At 37.3% G+C, this 17,865-nt stretch carries 19 protein-coding genes and 1 pseudogene; 6 read left to right on the top strand and 14 right to left on the bottom strand.

Translation table 11 applies throughout. From position 1 onward, the window contains the following. Both AC0VYO_RS06010 and AC0VYO_RS06005 read left to right on the top strand, forming a co-directional pair. Positions 1-951: an ABC transporter permease subunit gene (locus tag AC0VYO_RS06010; RefSeq protein WP_475368632.1), complete on the top strand. Its 951-nt coding sequence runs from the start codon at positions 1-3 to the stop codon at positions 949-951. Next, positions 948-1,943 (top strand): hypothetical protein, encoded by a 996-nt coding sequence (locus tag AC0VYO_RS06005; protein ID WP_475368631.1) that lies wholly within the window; start codon positions 948-950, stop codon positions 1,941-1,943. The genes AC0VYO_RS06010 and AC0VYO_RS06005 overlap by 4 nt, the downstream gene beginning before the upstream one ends. Before the next feature lie 580 nt (positions 1,944-2,523). Here AC0VYO_RS06005 and AC0VYO_RS06000 read toward each other — a convergent pair. The 13 genes and pseudogenes from AC0VYO_RS06000 to AC0VYO_RS05940 all read right to left on the bottom strand — a co-directional run bounded on the left by AC0VYO_RS06000 (position 2,524) and on the right by AC0VYO_RS05940 (position 13,036). After that, on the bottom strand, positions 2,524-2,778 hold the full coding sequence (locus AC0VYO_RS06000) for a hypothetical protein (protein ID WP_475368630.1): 255 nt from the start codon (positions 2,776-2,778) through the stop codon (positions 2,524-2,526). Positions 2,779-3,148: 370 nt separating this feature from the next. Continuing rightward, positions 3,149-3,328 carry a hypothetical protein gene (locus AC0VYO_RS05995; RefSeq protein ID WP_475368629.1) on the bottom strand — a complete coding sequence of 60 codons (180 nt, stop codon included), beginning with the start codon at positions 3,326-3,328 and terminating at the stop codon, positions 3,149-3,151. A gap of 552 nt (positions 3,329-3,880) precedes the next feature. Continuing rightward, on the bottom strand, positions 3,881-4,552 hold the full coding sequence (locus AC0VYO_RS05990) for a 5'-methylthioadenosine/S-adenosylhomocysteine nucleosidase family protein (RefSeq protein ID WP_475368628.1): 672 nt from the start codon (positions 4,550-4,552) through the stop codon (positions 3,881-3,883). Positions 4,553-4,779: 227 nt separating this feature from the next. Further along, positions 4,780-4,971 (bottom strand): hypothetical protein, encoded by a 192-nt coding sequence (locus AC0VYO_RS05985; protein ID WP_475368627.1) that lies wholly within the window; start codon positions 4,969-4,971, stop codon positions 4,780-4,782. Between the two features lie 168 nt (positions 4,972-5,139). Then, positions 5,140-5,553, bottom strand: coding sequence for a hypothetical protein (locus AC0VYO_RS05980; protein ID WP_475368626.1), 414 nt, complete (start codon positions 5,551-5,553; stop codon positions 5,140-5,142). A 44-nt stretch (positions 5,554-5,597) separates the two neighbouring features. Continuing rightward, positions 5,598-6,721 (bottom strand): annotated as a pseudogene (locus tag AC0VYO_RS05975) (IS3 family transposase). Between the two features lie 290 nt (positions 6,722-7,011). Further along, entirely contained in the window at positions 7,012-7,317 is a 306-nt protein-coding gene (locus tag AC0VYO_RS05970) for a hypothetical protein (protein WP_475368625.1), read from the bottom strand. Between the two features lie 448 nt (positions 7,318-7,765). Continuing rightward, a complete protein-coding gene (locus AC0VYO_RS05965) occupies positions 7,766-8,110 on the bottom strand; it encodes a hypothetical protein (RefSeq protein ID WP_430245140.1) in 345 nt (114 codons plus the stop codon). A 388-nt stretch (positions 8,111-8,498) separates the two neighbouring features. Then, entirely contained in the window at positions 8,499-8,729 is a 231-nt protein-coding gene (locus tag AC0VYO_RS05960) for a PF20097 family protein (protein ID WP_283152820.1), read from the bottom strand. Between the two features lie 729 nt (positions 8,730-9,458). Continuing rightward, positions 9,459-9,584, bottom strand: a complete 126-nt coding sequence (locus AC0VYO_RS05955; RefSeq protein ID WP_475367466.1) for a DUF3953 domain-containing protein — start codon at positions 9,582-9,584, stop codon at positions 9,459-9,461. 199 nt (positions 9,585-9,783) lie between these two features. Further along, positions 9,784-10,047 carry a hypothetical protein gene (locus AC0VYO_RS05950; RefSeq protein ID WP_430245144.1) on the bottom strand — a complete coding sequence of 88 codons (264 nt, stop codon included), beginning with the start codon at positions 10,045-10,047 and terminating at the stop codon, positions 9,784-9,786. 240 nt (positions 10,048-10,287) lie between these two features. Then, positions 10,288-10,845: a hypothetical protein gene (locus AC0VYO_RS05945; protein WP_475368624.1), complete on the bottom strand. Its 558-nt coding sequence runs from the start codon at positions 10,843-10,845 to the stop codon at positions 10,288-10,290. Positions 10,846-11,212: 367 nt separating this feature from the next. After that, complete coding sequence (locus AC0VYO_RS05940; RefSeq protein WP_475368623.1) at positions 11,213-13,036, bottom strand: solute:sodium symporter family transporter; 1,824 nt, start codon at positions 13,034-13,036, stop codon at positions 11,213-11,215. A 353-nt stretch (positions 13,037-13,389) separates the two neighbouring features. Between AC0VYO_RS05940 and AC0VYO_RS05935 the strand changes: the two genes are divergently transcribed. Beyond that, positions 13,390-13,581, top strand: coding sequence for a hypothetical protein (locus AC0VYO_RS05935; protein ID WP_475368622.1), 192 nt, complete (start codon positions 13,390-13,392; stop codon positions 13,579-13,581). 144 nt (positions 13,582-13,725) lie between these two features. Here AC0VYO_RS05935 and AC0VYO_RS05930 read toward each other — a convergent pair whose 3' ends face one another. After that, positions 13,726-14,904, bottom strand: a complete 1,179-nt coding sequence (locus AC0VYO_RS05930; protein WP_475368621.1) for a hypothetical protein — start codon at positions 14,902-14,904, stop codon at positions 13,726-13,728. A 178-nt stretch (positions 14,905-15,082) separates the two neighbouring features. Between AC0VYO_RS05930 and AC0VYO_RS05925 the strand changes: the two genes are divergently transcribed. From AC0VYO_RS05925 to AC0VYO_RS05915, 3 genes are all read left to right on the top strand, one after another. After that, on the top strand, positions 15,083-15,385 hold the full coding sequence (locus AC0VYO_RS05925; RefSeq protein WP_475366865.1) for a hypothetical protein: 303 nt from the start codon (positions 15,083-15,085) through the stop codon (positions 15,383-15,385). Positions 15,386-15,579: 194 nt separating this feature from the next. Further along, positions 15,580-16,140 carry a 2'-5' RNA ligase family protein gene (locus AC0VYO_RS05920; RefSeq protein ID WP_475368620.1) on the top strand — a complete coding sequence of 187 codons (561 nt, stop codon included), beginning with the start codon at positions 15,580-15,582 and terminating at the stop codon, positions 16,138-16,140. Between the two features lie 154 nt (positions 16,141-16,294). Next, positions 16,295-17,830, top strand: a complete 1,536-nt coding sequence (locus AC0VYO_RS05915) for a multicopper oxidase family protein (RefSeq protein ID WP_475368619.1) — start codon at positions 16,295-16,297, stop codon at positions 17,828-17,830. Positions 17,831-17,865: the final 35 nt, after the last annotated feature.

Below are 17,865 nucleotides of genomic sequence, written 5' to 3'. Positions count from 1 at the left end.
ATGAAGAAGTCACTTACCTTGCAGATTGCATTCCAATTTCTATTAACTTCAATAGGCATCCTACTAATTGGCTCACTTCCTTACTTGTTTTTTAATATGAAATCGCAACTAAACGTGCTCAAAATGATTGATAACAATTCGTTAAACAATACTTCGTTTTTATATGACACCATCGTACTTAATTTTGATGCATACTTTCATCACATGCTTCATCTCTTAAACGTCATCCTAACTGGCAATACCATTGAGTACTACGTTCGGGGGAGAGAGTTACCTTTATTCCCGGAATTCATGGATGTTTACCTTACTTCTATGTTTTACCTATTCATTTCTATCGTCCTAGCTCTTATCTTAGGAATCCTTCTTACATTCCTTACAATGTTACTTCCAGTTCATAAAAGAACTCTTCCTAAGGCTTTTCTTTTTATTATTGAATCATTGCCGGACATTTTCGTGATTTTAGTTGCACAACTAGGCATTATTTGGGTCTATAAAAAAACAAACTTTCTCCTTTTTAACATTTCCAGCGGTTTCGATGAAAACGCGATCGTTCTTCCGGTCCTAGTTCTATCACTACTGCCTGGTATATACATATATAAGTATTTGTTGTTGTCCTTTGAAGAAGAGGAGAAGCTTCTGTACGTAGAACTAGCACGAGGAAAGGGATTAAAGCGATCAAGAATTTTAGTGTTACACGTTTTTAGGAACTCCATTTTAACCTTATTTAACCATTTTAAGGGTGTCTTTCTTTTTGCAATCGCTAACTTATTAATGTTGGAGATTATCTTTAATATTAATGGGTTTATGACCTTTATTTTTGAGAATGGGGTACTGAATCCTGAAATACTAACCATGGGGCTGTTTATGGTATTTATCCCTTCTTTTATCATGTTCACAACAGGAAAAGTTACGCTAGAACACTACTTCAATATTGGTGGGAAGAATATATGAAGAAACAATTAATCCAACGCCCGTTGTTAATAGGAGGCACTCTCTTTATCTTATTCCTCCTTATAGGAAGTTTCGTATACACCACGTTTGCAGATCCGGCTCCACCTGAAAAAGTATTGTATGATGAGAATCATAATGCCATTGCCTTAGCACCTTTTCCGCCCTCCCTACAGTTTCCATTAGGGAGTGATCTCGATGGAAATAACTTCTTACTCATGCTACTCGAGGGGGCCAAGTATACCATTGGACTATCCATCATCGTTGCCTTTGGGCGAATGGTATTCTCATTCTTAGGCGGATATCTTTTGTTTAGGTTACCGAGTGCTTTTCGAAAACTGTTAGCTGGGCTTGCAGATGCGCTTCACTATGCGCCGGTTACGATTTTTACCTACATATTGATCGCTCCCGTTGTGTTAACCTTCAGCTGGAGCTATGATACCGTAACGAAAGTCGTCTTCCCAATGCTCGTGCTTATTTTCATCAGTGTACCAGTACTTTCCCTTTACATTCAAAACGAACTCGATCTCATATCTAAAAAGGAATTCATAGAAAGCGCCAGAACTATGGGCGGAAGTAAATTTCATATTTTCAAAAACCATCTAGCACCTTTCCTGAATCCTAAGTTACTACTCCTTTTCGTTCAACAAGTCGGACAGGTCCTTGTTGTCTTTGCCCATCTTGGTCTTTTGAAAGTATTCATAGGCGGTACAGACGTCAGAGTCATTGAGTATGATATGGACACTGGAAAAGCCTTCACGGACTCATTTTCGATGTCAAATGAGTGGGCAGGGCTGATCGCTCAAAATTTCCAATACGTCTCTTCTTTTCCATGGATGATTCTTGCGCCCGTTACCGCCTTTGCATTAACCATTCTAGCAGTGAACTGTATCGTATATGACTTAACGGCTTCTAAGCCTCTCAAATTGAAAAGAAAGAAAAAGGAAGCTGCATACTTCAACGATAAAAAGGACCATACCACCGGAGAGTTTTGAATTCAAAAGCTAATCCAGTCTTATATAAGAAGTCATTCAGTCACGAATGGCTCTTTTTCATTTCGTTTTTCTTTGTAATGACGGATAGGGAGGCGAAGGTATTGAGAGCATCTATCACAAATTCAATCATGCTCACTCATCATAACTTCAGAAGAGCTTCATTTACAAAACCAAATGAAATAAGGAGCTTATCTTATTATTGATAAGCTCCGAGATTTTAGAATGAAAATACCTTGATGGATTCTCATTATTACAACGAACTACTCAGATTTATTTTTTCTTTTTTTAGCAACTAAATTATATAAGCTGGTGTGTTTATAATTGTAAGCAAGCAACGAAATGAATAATGCGGCGAGAATAGTAGATAAAACAATCTTAATTACCCCATATTTAGCATAAGCCCCAAAAAGCAACCCAAAAATTAAAGGATAACCAAACCACTTAGAAGAAAAAATCTCTCTAATAGAATTGATAATAAGAACCTCCAAACCCTAATAACATCATCCTGCAACCTTCTTACAGATAAGCTCCGACATAACTTGAATAAGCAAAAAACAATTTTGACTCCTATTTTTCTCATTTAACTCTGAAACATGGGTATCAACACATTCAGGGAAACGATAATCCCTAGAGCTACTCCTATAACGACTGTGAAGTTACGGCCAGTAAGCGTGCCATACTTTTTCTTAAATTGAACTCGTACCAAAAAGTAGACAATTGAAGCGCCAACCGCCATTAAAAATAAAGACAGGGAAAAGTTAAAAATAGTTTCTAACACTAGCCCTGTAATTAATGAAAGTAAGGTGAATTGGAGTATTTCTCCTGCCGTTTTCACATCGATGCCTCCCCTTCTACATCTTTTGGATGTTTTTAAATCCGACTATACAAGGTATTTACTAGATGACGTAGCAAAAGAGAATAACAATTGTGAAAAAAGGGCTTCAGAAGTTGTAAATGATACCAGAATATCTGATATGATTAACATTTTGTAGCCAAATGAAAGAAAACCTATAAAAAAACCAAAGGACATAAATGTTACGGTCAAAGTCCTATTGGTAATTATTTTAATAAGAAGACACACCTTTTTCTTTCCAAATATTGCTTCATAATTTTAAATCCATTATCCATGCTCATCCTCATATTGCCAACTATATTTCCCTACATAACCGTACTCATTTGGCGAATTAAAATACGGCCATTTCAAATTAGTAGGTATCTTTCTTATTTCTCTTAAATCGATTAACAACTAAACCTGAAAGAGCAGATAGCAAAGTTACGATGAATCCTGTTGTCGGATTCAAGATTTCCGAAAACTCCAACACACTCAATGTTAGGAGTAATATCGGGAAAAAAACTAGAAAGAAAACCTTTGTTTTCAAACTCATATATGTCCTCCTAAATCTATGATCAACTAAATCCCCCCAACTTCTAATACCAATTATTTCAAATTAGTTAAAGCAGTTCAATATTTTCTTAAATATAATAGAAGCTTACCTTATACAGATAAGCTCCAAAATTTTTAAGGATTTTTTTACATTTCACCTTTATATATTGACTATATTAATCAAACATAAAAATGAGTGCCATAACTGACATTGTCATTAAAATGAATGCACTAATAATAAAGGTAACGACTGAAGCGAAAATATATTTTCCCTTCTTAGAATAATAAATAGAGCTAGCTATAGCCAATAGAAATAGTATAGGAGAAATCACAATTCCATATGAGCCCAATGTTAGTATAGCTAGTAATAAAAATAGTAAAGGCAAGTATCTCAGCTCCTATTTTTCTTTTGTTCAGTTATCCTGCCCCTTCGTTCAATAACAGTACAATATTTTCTATGTAACCTTAGTAAATACAAAATCCTCCCATATAAAATGATTGATGGGCTATTCGTTAAATCAACAAACATAACCTTTCTATTAACCTTCATTTTCTAAATAAATCTATTTAAATATTTGCCAAATATTTTGTTCATAACTTTCGGGGTATTTTCTAAATAAACGTTCATTTGTTCAATGTTCGATTCGAATTTACTAGCGTTTCTTTCATCCGTTGGAAAATCAGATATTCCTTTAATAATAATGCATTCAACATCATTCTTCTTACAAATATAAGCAATTGCTCCCGCTTCTGTATCAGCTATGGTTATTTCGTTTTTTTTCAGTTCTAGATAGTCCTTCCACATAACGACTGCTTTATCAGCGGTGCCAATTGTTCCTTTATAAAAATCATCTCCATATTTTGATAAATCAATATGAACGATGAAGGATTGTTTAATAAAAGGCTCAATTTCTTTTACCGTGCAATCATATTGAACGGCTTTGTCGGGTACAAAAATATCTAAATGACGAAACTGATCATCTATTCCTGCACATGTTCCAGCAACGATTACTTTAGTTAAATTAAATTTAGAAATCATATACTGATTACCACCAACACCATTTACTTTTCTTACACCAGTACTATAAAAAACAAGTTCGGTATCATTCATTGTTCTCATGAAATACTCCCCATATGGATAACCGAAACGTTCGTTATCTCTTATTCCGAAGTATTCCAAAGTTGCTTCGTACTCCCACTTCGTTGCTATGCTTATTCCTATCATCGACTAATCACCCTACATAAATAATTTTTCACTATTAGGTGGCTATATACACGGTCTGAATTTCATTTTTATTGCTATTCTTTTTTACTTTGCTCATCAACACTAGGTTATTAATTATGTAACCTTTGTTCCTAACCTGCTTCGTTAGCACAATAAGGAATAAACGCTATGCAGCTATCGCTCCGAGATACTGGAAGATGGTAAAAAACGATCCTTCTGTCTTAAGGTTAAGACTTTTCTTCTTTTGATAACAGTCCAACAATGAACATGACAATAGCATATATAATAATCGTAGTTATTAATAAAGTTAATGGATTAAAATGATCATGCAAAAATGGGGACAAAATTATTACTATCACCAATAGTATTGCACCAGCTATTTTTTGGTTTTTCTTCTTTTTTGCAACTTCCATTTTCAATGATAACCTCCCTTTATTCCTGGGTTGCTCTTAAATAATGAAATAGCTGCAAAGACACCTTATTCAACATTCGCTCTGAGATTGTTTAAGAAGCAAGGTTTCAAACTATCGAAGTTCAACGTCTTCTTTTTATATGATTTTCGGATTATACTTTTAAACTACATCTTTTCATTTATTGATCTTGAATATTTCTAACATTTCACCTTTACCTGAAATAAATTCAATGGTTTTATCATAGTCTTTGTATGTAGTTATAGGAATTTTAATTTTTATAGACTTGATTTGCTTGTTCTCCGCTAAATACCTTTCGTAATCTGATGCCTCATCAATACCTTTTCTTACCTCATCGCCGATTAAAGAATATTTTGTAGAGGTTTTTAACTCTTCTTCCAACTCTCTTTGTTCAGTCAAAATATCGAATATTTCATTGAACGTTACAACTTTTGTCTCAGTTTCAACTTTCTTGTTATTTTCGAATGAATATAATTTAGCATGAGCCAATATATTCGATATATTTGCCAATATGACGATTAGAATGACAGCACCTAGTATGATACTAATTTTTTTAATAGGTTTGTCCATCCTCTCTTTGTATAATTGTTGCATCCTGGAATGTCAACACTAAACTAGACAGCTATATTAAGGTTCCTAGACTTGTGTTCAATCGGACTTAAATAGTCCAAAGTACCGTGGATTCTGATGTGGTTGTACCAGTGCACGTAATCAAAAAGTTCAATATCAAGCTGTGCCTGGTTTTCGAAGTGGGCATGATAAACAAATTCAGTTTTAATGACCTTAAACATCGCCTCAGCGACCGCATTATCATAAGGCGATCCTTTGAAGCTTAAGGAGCGTTATATTTGGATGGTTTCTAAGGCCTCGTCGATTAACTTATTCTTAAACTCGTTGCCACGGTCCGTGTGAAATAGCTCAATGTCATGCAGGTTTCCTTTAATGGAAGAGAAAGCACGATAGACAAGCCTGGCGTCTTTTCGTGGACCTGCACTGTGGCCAATTATTTCGCAGTTAAATAGATCGACAAAGACACAGATGTAGTGCCATTTTTGACCCACACGAACATAAGTCAAGTCACTGACAACGACCTTCAACTGTTGGTTTTGATGAAATTCTCGATTCAATTCATTTGCCTGCTCAGACTCATTACACGAGCTTTTAGTAGGTTTGAATTGAGCGATTGTATATTTTGAAACAAGGCCCAATTCGTTCATAATACGTCCAATCCGGCGCCTTGAAACAATCCAATCTTGTTTCTTGAGTTCAATCTTGATTTTACGTGTTCCATAGTTTCGGCGGCTTTTGTAAAAGATTTTTCGAATGACCTCTTTCAGTTCATCGTCATTTGATTCTAACACTTTCGCTTCATAATAGAAGGTACTTCGAGGCAGTTGTAGGACGTCGCACATTGCTGATACAGAGTATTTGTGACGATTATTGTGAATCACATTTACTTTCGTCCCATAATCAGCGCGGCTTGCTTTAAAATATCATTCTCCATCGCTAAACGCTGGTTTTCTTTTCGCAGCTTCATGAGCTCCGTTTCTTCAGAAGAACGATTATCGCTTTCCTTGAATGAACCGCTTTTCGAAAACTGACTGATCCACCGATCCAATGAAGACGGCGTCAACTCATATTCTTTAATAATTTCACTTCTTGGCTTACCGTTTTCATGTAGTTGAACCATCTGTTGTTTAAATTCCTTAGTAAACGTACGGCGTGTTCGTTTGGTCATAATAGACGCTCCTCTAATAAAAGTTTTAATAAAGTCTATCTGACCTTAATTTATTTGTCTAACTGAGTGTAGCCGATTCACATAAGAGAACAAAATAATACGGGATATCTTTCAATTATGAATCGAATCGCTTTAAACTTCCCCCGTAATTCTCGTTTAGCTTTTTTATTCTTCTCATTTCCCCGATATTAAAAAAGAGCCAAACGGCAAATAAACTTATACTATCTTGAGGAAAATCTATGTTTAAAGCCTCTAAATCGAATTGGAAAAATAATATTGTTGAACCAGCACTAAATGCGAATAAGAAGATTAATCCTATAATCGCTTTTATCTTCCACTGTCTCTTTCCATGACGGTAGATCTTGAAGTTCAAAGCTTTTTGCATTGTCTTTGTACCTATGACCTTCCCGGTCCAAATCGTATAGACAGCATTCACTACCAAAATCCATAAAACTGCACAGCAAAAACCTATAAGGAATGTAGAAGATCCCCCAAGCTCTATATAAAAGCCAAACGAAACGATAAGCAAAAGCATGACAAGGTTGTTTATTATTAACAGCTTCTTTTTTATCTGCTTTATTTCTTGGATGTCCCACTTTCGTTCCTCCATCTATTTGATCCCTTCCATTACATTTTTAATTAATTGAACAGTGTTACTTCAGAGCATCTTCAACAAATAGTCACTTCTCTAACCATCTGTACTTCTTTCTTTGCTTTCACTACTATAGTCTTGTATCCGTCCCCCTTTCCAATTATTTCAAAACAACTCTTTATTCATCATCTTATATTTATAAGCAATCTATTTTATAGCTAACAAGGGGACTCCAATCCAAAGTGATGTCCCCTTAAGTTATTCAAAAATCGCTCCGAATAACTCGATCTTTTACTTCAAATTAAAAAGGAGCCTTTCTTATTAAAGATAAGCTCCGAGATAACGGAAGATGGTAACGAATCCTACTGTAGTTTTCACCTATCTTCATACGGAAGACTTAAATTCGACATTTCTTCAGGACTCTCAGATAATGTAATCAATAGAATAATATTCTAAGTTGCCTTTTCTACTTCAAATTTCAACCTATTTAAATCCCATACGTCCTCTTCATAATTTTTAATAACTTTCACCTGTACTTCTTTCCCTTCATCATATTGATCTGGATTGGATACTCTTATAGTATGTGAATCTGGCATCTCTTCAAATATATATGGCGTGCTAGATGATTCTGCATCACTAATTGTTGACCAAGATTCGACTTTGATCTCCATTTCCCCACTTTCATTGTTGATTTTAGTTATCTCTCCTTCAATAAATGTTGCTTCTTCAACCTGAAAGCAACCTATCAAAGTAATAGCTAAAGTTGCGATAATGAAAGTTATCTTGCTTTTAAACACTTGGAACCCACCTTAAGTACATTAATAATAGTGCTTGCACTTCACACAATCCTGTGCAAAAACTTAATACCAATTAATTCAAATCCGGACATAGAATTCAATCTTTACTTCATATATAAAAGAGCTTATCTTATTTCAGATAAGCTCCGATTTAAAGGAATAATCCTTCTAAGAGTTATCTCCTTTTTCGCATTATAAGAAGTATGACAACTACTATTAGAATGATTGGAACTAGAGAAATTAATGCTATGCTCATTCCGCCCATCCCCATATTATCCCTCCTATCAATACCGCACGCCCTGCACTATCTGTATAGAGCTCTTACCTTATCTTCAGCAAAAGCTCCGATTTAACCAAACAATAAACTCAATTCAAAATTACTTTACTGCTATTTTATATCTTTGTTTTCACCATGTTTGAAAATAACTACACTACACTCTTCACACCTTAACGCTGGAACTTTTTTGACTTTTAACCATGCATCACCTATTAATATTTCACTTCCAAAATCCGCAAAGATGGAATCAGGTGAGTCTGACCAGCAAATTCTTCGAGGAGAGAAAATATATCCTTGCTTCAATTGGTTACCACATTCAGGACACATTACAACATCGTCCATTGTTAATTACACCACCTTCATCGTAGCGTTCTTAATGGAATAACTGGTTAGCCTGCACCTTCAATTTTAAATTAACTTTTATTTTGCCCGATGATTATGTCATAAGGACGAGTACTTTATAAAGTATTAGCTCCGAAATAACTGAAGATATAAGTTCATCACACTTTCTAGTACTCTCATTATGATCAATATTTCCCTGCTGAATTTAACAATTTATGGCTTATTACTAGTGAGGCAGGAATGCAAAAGATAACAAATATTATTATTCCGATTGCATCTGTTGCAAAACTGTAAGGTATATATTTGTTATAAATAAATCTAATGATCTTAAAGAATCCGTATAACAAAACACAAGTTATTATTAAATATAATATTTTGCCAGTCATTTCTTCCATTAAACCCCAACTCCTTTTACACAAAGTCATATGAAACCTCACAATCCACCTATATAATACCAATTATTTCAAACAAAACCGGATAACTCAATCTTTAATTCAAGTTAAAAAGAGCTTATCTTGTTATAGATAAGCTCCGAATATATTGAAAGAAGCGAAATCAATTCCTTTTATTCTATACGTCATTCTCGCTCATTCTAAATTCTTTCTTATTTTTCTTTTATCATTAAGATTTAAAACAATCTCATAACAAAGGCAACGATTAAACCCGACCACTGCTTTACCTGTTGAGATACTGAAGCAAATCATCAGCTATCGGTCCGAAATTTGCTTATTATGCAAGTAAAAGTATTATTATCGCCGATGTAGCAACAAAGTAGAAAAATGAACTACGTCTATTACCTTTCTTAAGCTCATCTATTCCCGTCGCTAAAATCATTAGTAATAGAAATATAAACAAATAAGGTAGTAAATTATGATTACCTGTAACCTTGGCATATCCTCCTAGTACACCTATTATTAAGGCGCATATAATCCTAAGCAATTTCAAAAAAGTTTCAACTCTTTTCTAATCGATTAGATAAGAATAAGCGAAATCTCTTTTTCTTATCTTGTGCACTTTAGCTAAAGAATGTGGTCCAATATCACTCAAAGAATGTTTAAATTCTTTTTTTAATTCGATAAGATCGAACTAATACATAATCAACAAATATTTTACAATGAATACTTAAAAAACCGCCGAGAGTAACTTTTATGCATTTAGCTTCATTATTATCAGCTTTTAATTCTCCAGTTAACGTCGCTCTTAAAGCTAGCCCAATATTTTCATCCTGTAATTCTCCATCTACATATAACTTTTCACCTTTCCATTTATTTTCCACCTGAATTCGATGGCCATCATACGTAGCTTCAAATATCTTCATATCTCCACTCCCTTGATCGACAAAATTAATTCAATGAACCGGCTCTTTTTGTGAGCTCATATTAACAACCTTTTATTTTATTTAACTGCCCGTTTTTTTAGAACTTCAGAATCCATGTCCCTCCTTAAACTAACTCTTTACTAGCTAAAACAAAATAGAGCGTAATCCTTTTAGATTAACGCTCCGAATTACTTGAATAATTCTGTCTTATGTTTGATGTAAAGTCGTGAGTTCTTAACTTTACTCTCTCAAAGCATCTCTAAATTCTTCATCGTTTATATATCGAATGTCTTTTACTTTTCCTTCTTCATTTGTAGAAGCCATACCCTCAACATCCATCGTTTTGCTTTCGTCATTTTCTTTATTAGTATAAGTAACCTTCATTTTGAAGTCATATTCACCCTCTTTATCATCTTCTTCAAGTGCGACTTCTTCAACCTTTAACATATAGTTAGGATGAGCTGCTTGCAAGAACCTTACTCCTCCACTAAGTTTTACTATGTCGTTCCCATAAAAATCATCAGTCACATATGGCTGGAATTTTTCTTCTCTATAGTCAGTGAGATTTTCAGCCATTTCTCCGTTAGATTCTAACATGTTTTCCTGTTCCTCATTTGGACCAGTAAACATATTTTCCAACACTGTTTTAATATTTTCCTGAGCTTCTTTTGATTTGTCTACTTTCGGTTCACTCCCCTCTGAACTGTTACCCGTTTCTTCGGAGTTCGCGCAACCGACAGCTATTAGAAGGATTCCCAGCATTATAAAAGGTAGAAAGTACTTCTTCATTGTTTTCATTGTTTAACTCCCTCCCATTCTTCAAATTCATAACACATTAACCCAATCCATCTATATATATCCTTTATAACTAACCCGCTTATTCAAGAAACTTGCCCTAAGACTGAACCTTCCACACCATTCGCCCATCCTTATTTTACCATAAAATAGATCTATCAAATTTATAAGCCCTGTTACAACTCACAGGTCTTTTCATGCACCAGTTTTAAAGAAGCACTTCAAAGTAGCATTATTCACCAAACTTCAGAAGATGTTTAAGGAAAGGAAAACAGTCTCTAGTCATGTTCCCATATAAGCAAATTAAAAGGAGCCCGCTTCATCACCTAAGTTGAAGCGAGCCCCTTTTTAATTCAATGGACATCATTTATTAAAAATCTTTTTCAGAAAGATAGTTCATCTGAGGACTTTGCTTTTGGCCCCCTACTTCTTTTCCTGTTTCTTTCACAGCTTCCTTCGCTCTTCGAACAGCATGACCGTATTTACGCTCCCAACTCTTCGTTGCAATAGCGAATGCAATAAGCGTTACAACTGAAAGAGCTCCAGTCGCTGGTAGGAATGAAGGCGAGATCACCCCATCTGCATAAGCTACACCAATTGGTGAGAAAAGGATGTACGTTTCGCAAATGCTTGCGATTAATAAAATACCAGCTGGCGCGCTGTATTTCCAAGGCGTCATGTTGACCTTTGAAGCCTTCGGGAAAACATAAGCTTTTTTCTGTGGCTTAACGTAAGCAATCCCAAACATGATCGCCACTTCAGCGACAAATAGAATACCGTAAATATGAATAAAGTGAATGTCGAGCGGAAGACCAAAGAGCTGTTCTGTTCCCCACACCATCATGTAGTAAGCGACCACATGGAAAACAATCGCTACCTTCGCCGCTAATGCCGGCACCTTCTTCGAGATAATTCCGATCAATACAACAGCCACAATAGGGATGTTGAAAAAGCCTGTGAATTTTCGAATCAGGTCCCATAGTCCGTTCGGTGCGTACATCAACATCGGTGACACGAAAAACGTCACGAGTGCAATAATGGAGCCAAACCACTTACTAGATTTAATCAGCTGTTCGTCTGAGGCATCCTTTTTAAACGCAGGCTTATAAATATCAAGTGCAAACATCGTTGAAGCACTATTCAATAGGGAGTTGTACGAACTTAAGACGGCCCCAAGCAATACAGCTAAGAAAAAGCCAGATAAGTAAGGTGGCAGCACATTGGTTACGAGCGTAGGATACGCCAGGTCAACGGACTTAAGATTCCCACCGTAAAGGTGAAAAGCGATAACACCCGGAATCATCATGAAAATCGGAATGAGAAGCTTAAAGAATCCGGAAAAAATAACGCCTTTCTGGCCTTCCTTTAAGTTCTGTGCACCGAGCGTGCGCTGAATGACGTATTGATTTGTTGCCCAGTAAAACATGTTAGCGATAATCAGACCGGTGAAAATTGTACCGAATGGAACCGAATCATCCGCTCCGCCAATCGCATTCAGTTTTTCGGGATTTGTCGTTGTGATGGTTTTTACACCGTTTAGAAAGGCGCCATCTCCAAGTGCGACAAGTCCGAGAATCGGAACAAGCGCTCCGATAATGAGTAGACCGACTCCATTGATTGTATCGGAAACGGCAACGGCTTTTAACCCGCCGAAGATCGCATACACCGCACCGATGATGCCGATCCCCCAAATTACAACCCAGATCGACTGGGTGTATGTAATGCCTAAAATCGATGGTACATCAAACAATTTCAGAACGGCTAGAGCCCCAGAGTAGAGCATCGAAGGAATCGTGACGAGTACGTACCCAACCATAAATAAAACGACAGTATAGCGACGTACCCCTTCATCAAACCGTTTACTAAGAAATTCAGGAAGGGTTGTAATTGACATGTTCAAATATTTTGGTAGCAAATAAAGTCCCATGAGAACAACCGCTACCCCTGCCGTTACTTCCCAGGCCATGTTCGATAAATTCGTCCGAAACGCCTGACCATTTAATCCAACTAACTGCTCAGCAGAAAGGTTCGTTAGCAAAAGCGATCCTGCAATAAACCCACCGCTCAATCCTCTTCCTGCCAGAAAATAACCTTCTGACCCATTCGTTGTTCCTCTTGTTTTCCGATAAGCTATGTATCCAACAAGCACCATGAATGCTATACACGTAAGCAATGTAAACCATAGTGACTGCATCTTGACTCCTCCTCTACCCCAAGAAAAAAATTTTCTCGTATGATTGTAGTAGATGGAATATCCTTTTTATTATATTAGTAAACATTTATTTGAAATTTGGGGTAGAAAACAGGTGAAAGTTAGTAAAAAAGGAGTGGAATTCGGAAGATAATCTCTCATATAAAAAAGAGCATATAGTTCTTCCTAGTAAATCAAAAGATTTTCTAACATAATTAATAGAAAAAAGTGAATGTTGCGCATTTACCCCTTTCCCTATACACTGACACAACAAAATACTATACCTTTACGATCTACAACAGAAATAGAAAATTCCTATCAAGAATTACTCTATCACTACGAAAAGAGGTGAGTGCATGTATGCTACTGGTATGAGCACATTTGAATTTGTGATCTACTTCGCATTTATCATGCTATGCTTTGGGATGAGGATCTATCATGAACGTGTTAAAGAGCAAAAAAGCGAGATTCATCAGTTGAAAGAGGAAAATGAAAAGCTGAAAGAAGCCGTGCGTTATTATCATGAACAGCGGGATAACATGGGTTGAATAGTGGAAATATAGTGAGGTTAAGTGAAGAAAAAAAACGTGCTTAGTATATGATAATAAATCGCTATTTTCAAAAAACAGGCACTTCCAACCTTTTAGTTGGATTGTGCCTGTTTGTTTATTAAGCCATCCTTTTGTGAGCCATTATCTCGCCCAAAACAACTCTACCATTCTACTTTTTTCATTCAAAGAAAACTTCATCTCATGGGGAGATTCTCCATATGGATTCTCCACTGTTACTTCCCACATATTATCATTTTGATCGATGTTCGTATGAGGTATGTCTTCAAATGCACTTATGTATTCCTCTTCAGTAACGACCTTCTCTTCACCATTCTTCTTTAGAATGTACTTTCCATCTTTCTCATAGCCAATGTTATCCCCCGTATGACTCTCTAACCAATTTTCTACTTCGGTAGAGTTTTGTTGAGCGATATCCAGGATATTAGCTTCCGTGATTTGCGGCTTTTTCTCTAAGAGATCAAAAAGAAAGTACTCACGATAATCGCAATCCGCATCACAAACATCGACCACAAGCGCATCAGCTGGTAATTCACTACTTTCTACCTTTTCCTTACCGGCAGTACTAATTCTGTAGGATTCGTCATCCGTCTGAGGGTGATTTGTTCGTTGACCGGTCGCACTTAAAAAGTAAGCATCCACATCCTTATCTTTAAGCATAGGCTTCTTTATAAGGTCGATTTGTTTCAAGAAAAAATCCGCTTCCGTCAGCGTTTGACCCGCAAAATGTATTCCCTCACTTCCAACCTTCGTTCGTTCTACTATAAATTCCTTATCATTAGCTGCAAGTTCAATATTGTAGTGAACCTTCTCGGGAGAAGCGTTCTCTTCTACAACCATATAGAAATCGTTCATTGTTCCTTCATCACTGATTTCCATATTAAAATCGATTACTTTTGAAGAATCATTTTCATCTCCGAGCTTACTATGTATGTTCTTCCATTCTTCCGCTAAACTGCCACTATAGAAATTAGTATGAAGAAGAGCGACTTCCTGAGGTTGTTCATACAAGAACGTTTGAACCCAAGGAACAATTGATGAGGTTACGAAGATAAATAAACCTACATAAACAGCACGCTTCTTAGCCTTCACATTTACTTTAGTTTTAGTGAAAAACAAGAAGTATACGAGGGCGCCGAGTGGAAGCCGCCAATCATTGAGTTGCAACGAAAATCCCCCAAGAAACGTATAGCCGATCAGCTTTAAGAACAAATAGTGTTCAGAATCAGCCGCTTTCCGAAAAATAATAATGAGAACTATTAGAATGAGAACGTAATATAACAACCAAATCAAATTTTCCATGTTTCACCTCCTATCTAAACCGTATCATAGTGATGGTGCCTGTCACCACCCGTTTTCACTCGAACATTGTCGAAACGGGCCACTCCATCTAATCGTCACTCTATGGCGGTTTGTGATCTCCTTTTAACTCCACTATAATGGAGGGTAAGCTACTTAACAGGCTAGAAAGGAGTACGACATGTTTACGACATATCGCTCTAAAATGACAACCTGGAGAACGGTTTTCTTCATCTTTATCAGCGCGCTTACAACGCTTGCCATGTTTTTGATTGATCCGGTATCTTCTAGCTCCGGCGAATCTGCCGCTCTATATATTATGATTTTTATTTTAGTTGGGTGTGCGCTCTCGATATTAATGGCATTCGTTGTTTATCGAACAAGCGATGAGAAAAAAGGATGGGCTACGATCGGATTGCTGCTTACATTTTTCAACATCGCTGTAATCGCTTACTTTATCTATGTGGGTCTTCGGCTAGCATAAGCTGATTGAATATAAACCAAAAGCGTCACTCATAAAAAATCACTAAACAAAACAAGCGTCTTCCCTTTTACGGATGGGAAGACGCTTGTTTATGGACAGCTTCCATATGCGGACACGCCTTAAATCTATTCTCTTTCTAACAAAAGGACATCCTAACCAAGCATGCTTCGTGATAAAATACAATAAAAGGAAATGTGCAAAAAGGACTGAATCCCATGCCCAATCAATATTTTATCGGTATCACACCACCATCTGACTATCTTGCCAAAGTTGAACATTTCCAAAGAAAATGGATCAACTTCCTAGGAGTAGAACCACATATTACTCTGAAGGCACAGGGCGGACTAACTCCCGACAAGAAATGGATCAAAAAAGTGGAGAACGTATGTAAAAGGATACAGCCGTTCACAGTAGCATTAGCAGAACCTCACTACTTCGGTGACAATATCCTCTATCTAAGTGTCATTTCCGATTCGTTATTTTCGCTCCATGAAGCCATTGTAAAGGCGATTTCTCCACCCGAAGAGCTCATTAAGCAATACTTTGAATTAGATGACTACGTTGGGCATCTAACTCTCGGCAAAGAACAGTACGGTATATCGAAATCTGATTTAAAGGATATGGAGCTTTTAGCAGAACAGGAACTCACGCCCTATCCTACCTTCAAAGTAGAATCCATTCGAATTTATGAATTAAAGCCTAGCAGCAAGCGGTACGAACCTTATGTAGATCTTCCGCTAGGAGCAGATCTATAACTTATCTAAACCCCTCCGTTTCTTCAAGACGCAGGGGTTCTTCTATTTTTTAATCTCACAAGATTCTCAGCTTCAATAAGAGGAAAAGAAATGAAAGATCCTCTCTCTGTAACATAAGATGAACAAATGCATCGTTTCGAAAGGAGTGGTCCAGATGCTCGAAAAATTCGTAGATCGCCTCCCTATCATGCCAATCATTCAACCCGTAAAGATAAATCACGGGATTCCCTATTATGAAGTGGCGATGAAGGAAAGTTTTCAGAAGCTTCATCGCGATTTGCCACCTACACGCGTTTGGGGATATAACGGGCAATACCCTGGACCTACGTTTCAAGTTCACCGAAATCACCCGATTCGTGTTCTTTGGAAAAACGAGCTACCTGAAAAGCATTTTCTCCCAATTGACCACACCGTTCATGGGGCTGGCACAAACGTTCCTGACGTTCGTACTGTTGTGCATCTTCACGGTGGGGTAACACCTGATACGAGCGATGGTTATCCTGAGGCGTGGTTCACTCGAGGATTTCAACAGGGAGGACCCTATTTCACCGATCCCATTTATGAATATCCAAATCATCAAGCAGCTACGACCCTCTGGTATCACGACCATGCGATGGGGATTACCCGATTAAATATCTATGCGGGTCTCGCTGGAATGTATATCGTTCATGACGAAGAAGAGCGATCCCTCGGGCTACCAGAAGGTGAGTTTGATATCCCACTTCTTCTTCAAGATCGTTCTTTCCATCGTGATGGCTCTTTGTACTATCCTGCTGAGCCAGACCCTCCTGTCGAAGGCGTTACGCCATCGGTCCTTCCAGATTTCTTCGGTAAAGCCAACCTTGTTAACGGGATGGTATGGCCTTATCTGGAAGTCGAGCCGAGGAATTACAGATTTAGAATCCTAAATGGATCAAACGCAAGATTCTATCGATTCTCCCTATCCAAACAGCTCCCAATCGTTCAAATCGGCACAGATCAGGGGCTGCTAGGAAAGCCGGTGCCTGTCACCCGCGTTTTGATCGCTCCTGCTGAACGTGTCGACGTCGTTATTGATTTCAGTCGCTCGGCAGGCGAAACCATTACCTTAATGAACGATGCCGCATCCCCTTATCCTCAAGGGAAATCTCCGAATCCAAAAACAACGGGAGTAATCATGCAGTTCCGTGTGAAGAAGAAGCTCTCTCGTCCCGATCAAAGCGTAGTTCCTCAGACATTGTCTCGGTACCAGCTCATAAACGAACAACAATCAAACAACCAACGAAACCTTCTCCTTAACATGAGACCTGATCAATACAAACGATCGATTCACCTATTAAACAATCAGCTATGGTCTGATCCAATCAGTGAAAAACCACAGTTAGGTGATGTAGAAATATGGAGTTTAGTCAATGTCACACACGCAACTCACCCGATTCATCTTCACCTCGTTCGCTTCCAAATTCTTGATCGGCAGCCTTATGATCAGAATCTGTATGAAAAGCAAGGAAAAATCGTACCAACCGGCCCACGCATGAAGCCAGATCCCAATGAACAGGGATGGAAAGATACCGTGCGAGCAAACCCAAAAGAAATTACTCGGATCATCATGAAGTTCGTACCTTATGCAGGTTTGTTTGTATGGCACTGTCATATTCTCGAGCATGAAGATTATGAAATGATGCGACCTTATGTAGTGGTCAAAAAATAAGAGGGGGGTCAGGTACGTACCTGACCCCCTCTTTG

The organism is Anaerobacillus sp. 63XJN7_4_ISO-PGPR-S23-413 (assembly GCF_056173725.1).
The sequence above is the reverse complement of the archived record's forward strand: the minus strand, read 5'-3'. Positions and strand labels throughout refer to the sequence as shown.

Excerpts from the sequence above, each read along its gene's own strand:
- AC0VYO_RS05940 (WP_475368623.1), bottom strand. The coding sequence starts at position 13,036 with ATGCAGTCACTATGGTTTACATTGCTTACGTGTATAGCATTCATGGTG.
- AC0VYO_RS05930 (WP_475368621.1), bottom strand. The coding sequence starts at position 14,904 with ATGGAAAATTTGATTTGGTTGTTATATTACGTTCTCATTCTAATAGTT.
- AC0VYO_RS05935 (WP_475368622.1), top strand. The coding sequence starts at position 13,390 with ATGTATGCTACTGGTATGAGCACATTTGAATTTGTGATCTACTTCGCA.
- AC0VYO_RS06005 (WP_475368631.1), top strand. The coding sequence starts at position 948 with ATGAAGAAACAATTAATCCAACGCCCGTTGTTAATAGGAGGCACTCTC.
- AC0VYO_RS05945 (WP_475368624.1), bottom strand. The coding sequence starts at position 10,845 with ATGAAAACAATGAAGAAGTACTTTCTACCTTTTATAATGCTGGGAATC.
- AC0VYO_RS05915 (WP_475368619.1), top strand. The coding sequence starts at position 16,295 with ATGCTCGAAAAATTCGTAGATCGCCTCCCTATCATGCCAATCATTCAA.
- AC0VYO_RS06010 (WP_475368632.1), top strand. The coding sequence starts at position 1 with ATGAAGAAGTCACTTACCTTGCAGATTGCATTCCAATTTCTATTAACT.
- AC0VYO_RS05980 (WP_475368626.1), bottom strand. The coding sequence starts at position 5,553 with ATGGACAAACCTATTAAAAAAATTAGTATCATACTAGGTGCTGTCATT.
- AC0VYO_RS05995 (WP_475368629.1), bottom strand. The coding sequence starts at position 3,328 with ATGAGTTTGAAAACAAAGGTTTTCTTTCTAGTTTTTTTCCCGATATTA.
- AC0VYO_RS05950 (WP_430245144.1), bottom strand. The coding sequence starts at position 10,047 with ATGAAGATATTTGAAGCTACGTATGATGGCCATCGAATTCAGGTGGAA.
- AC0VYO_RS05925 (WP_475366865.1), top strand. The coding sequence starts at position 15,083 with ATGTTTACGACATATCGCTCTAAAATGACAACCTGGAGAACGGTTTTC.
- AC0VYO_RS05960 (WP_283152820.1), bottom strand. The coding sequence starts at position 8,729 with ATGGACGATGTTGTAATGTGTCCTGAATGTGGTAACCAATTGAAGCAA.
- AC0VYO_RS05990 (WP_475368628.1), bottom strand. The coding sequence starts at position 4,552 with ATGATAGGAATAAGCATAGCAACGAAGTGGGAGTACGAAGCAACTTTG.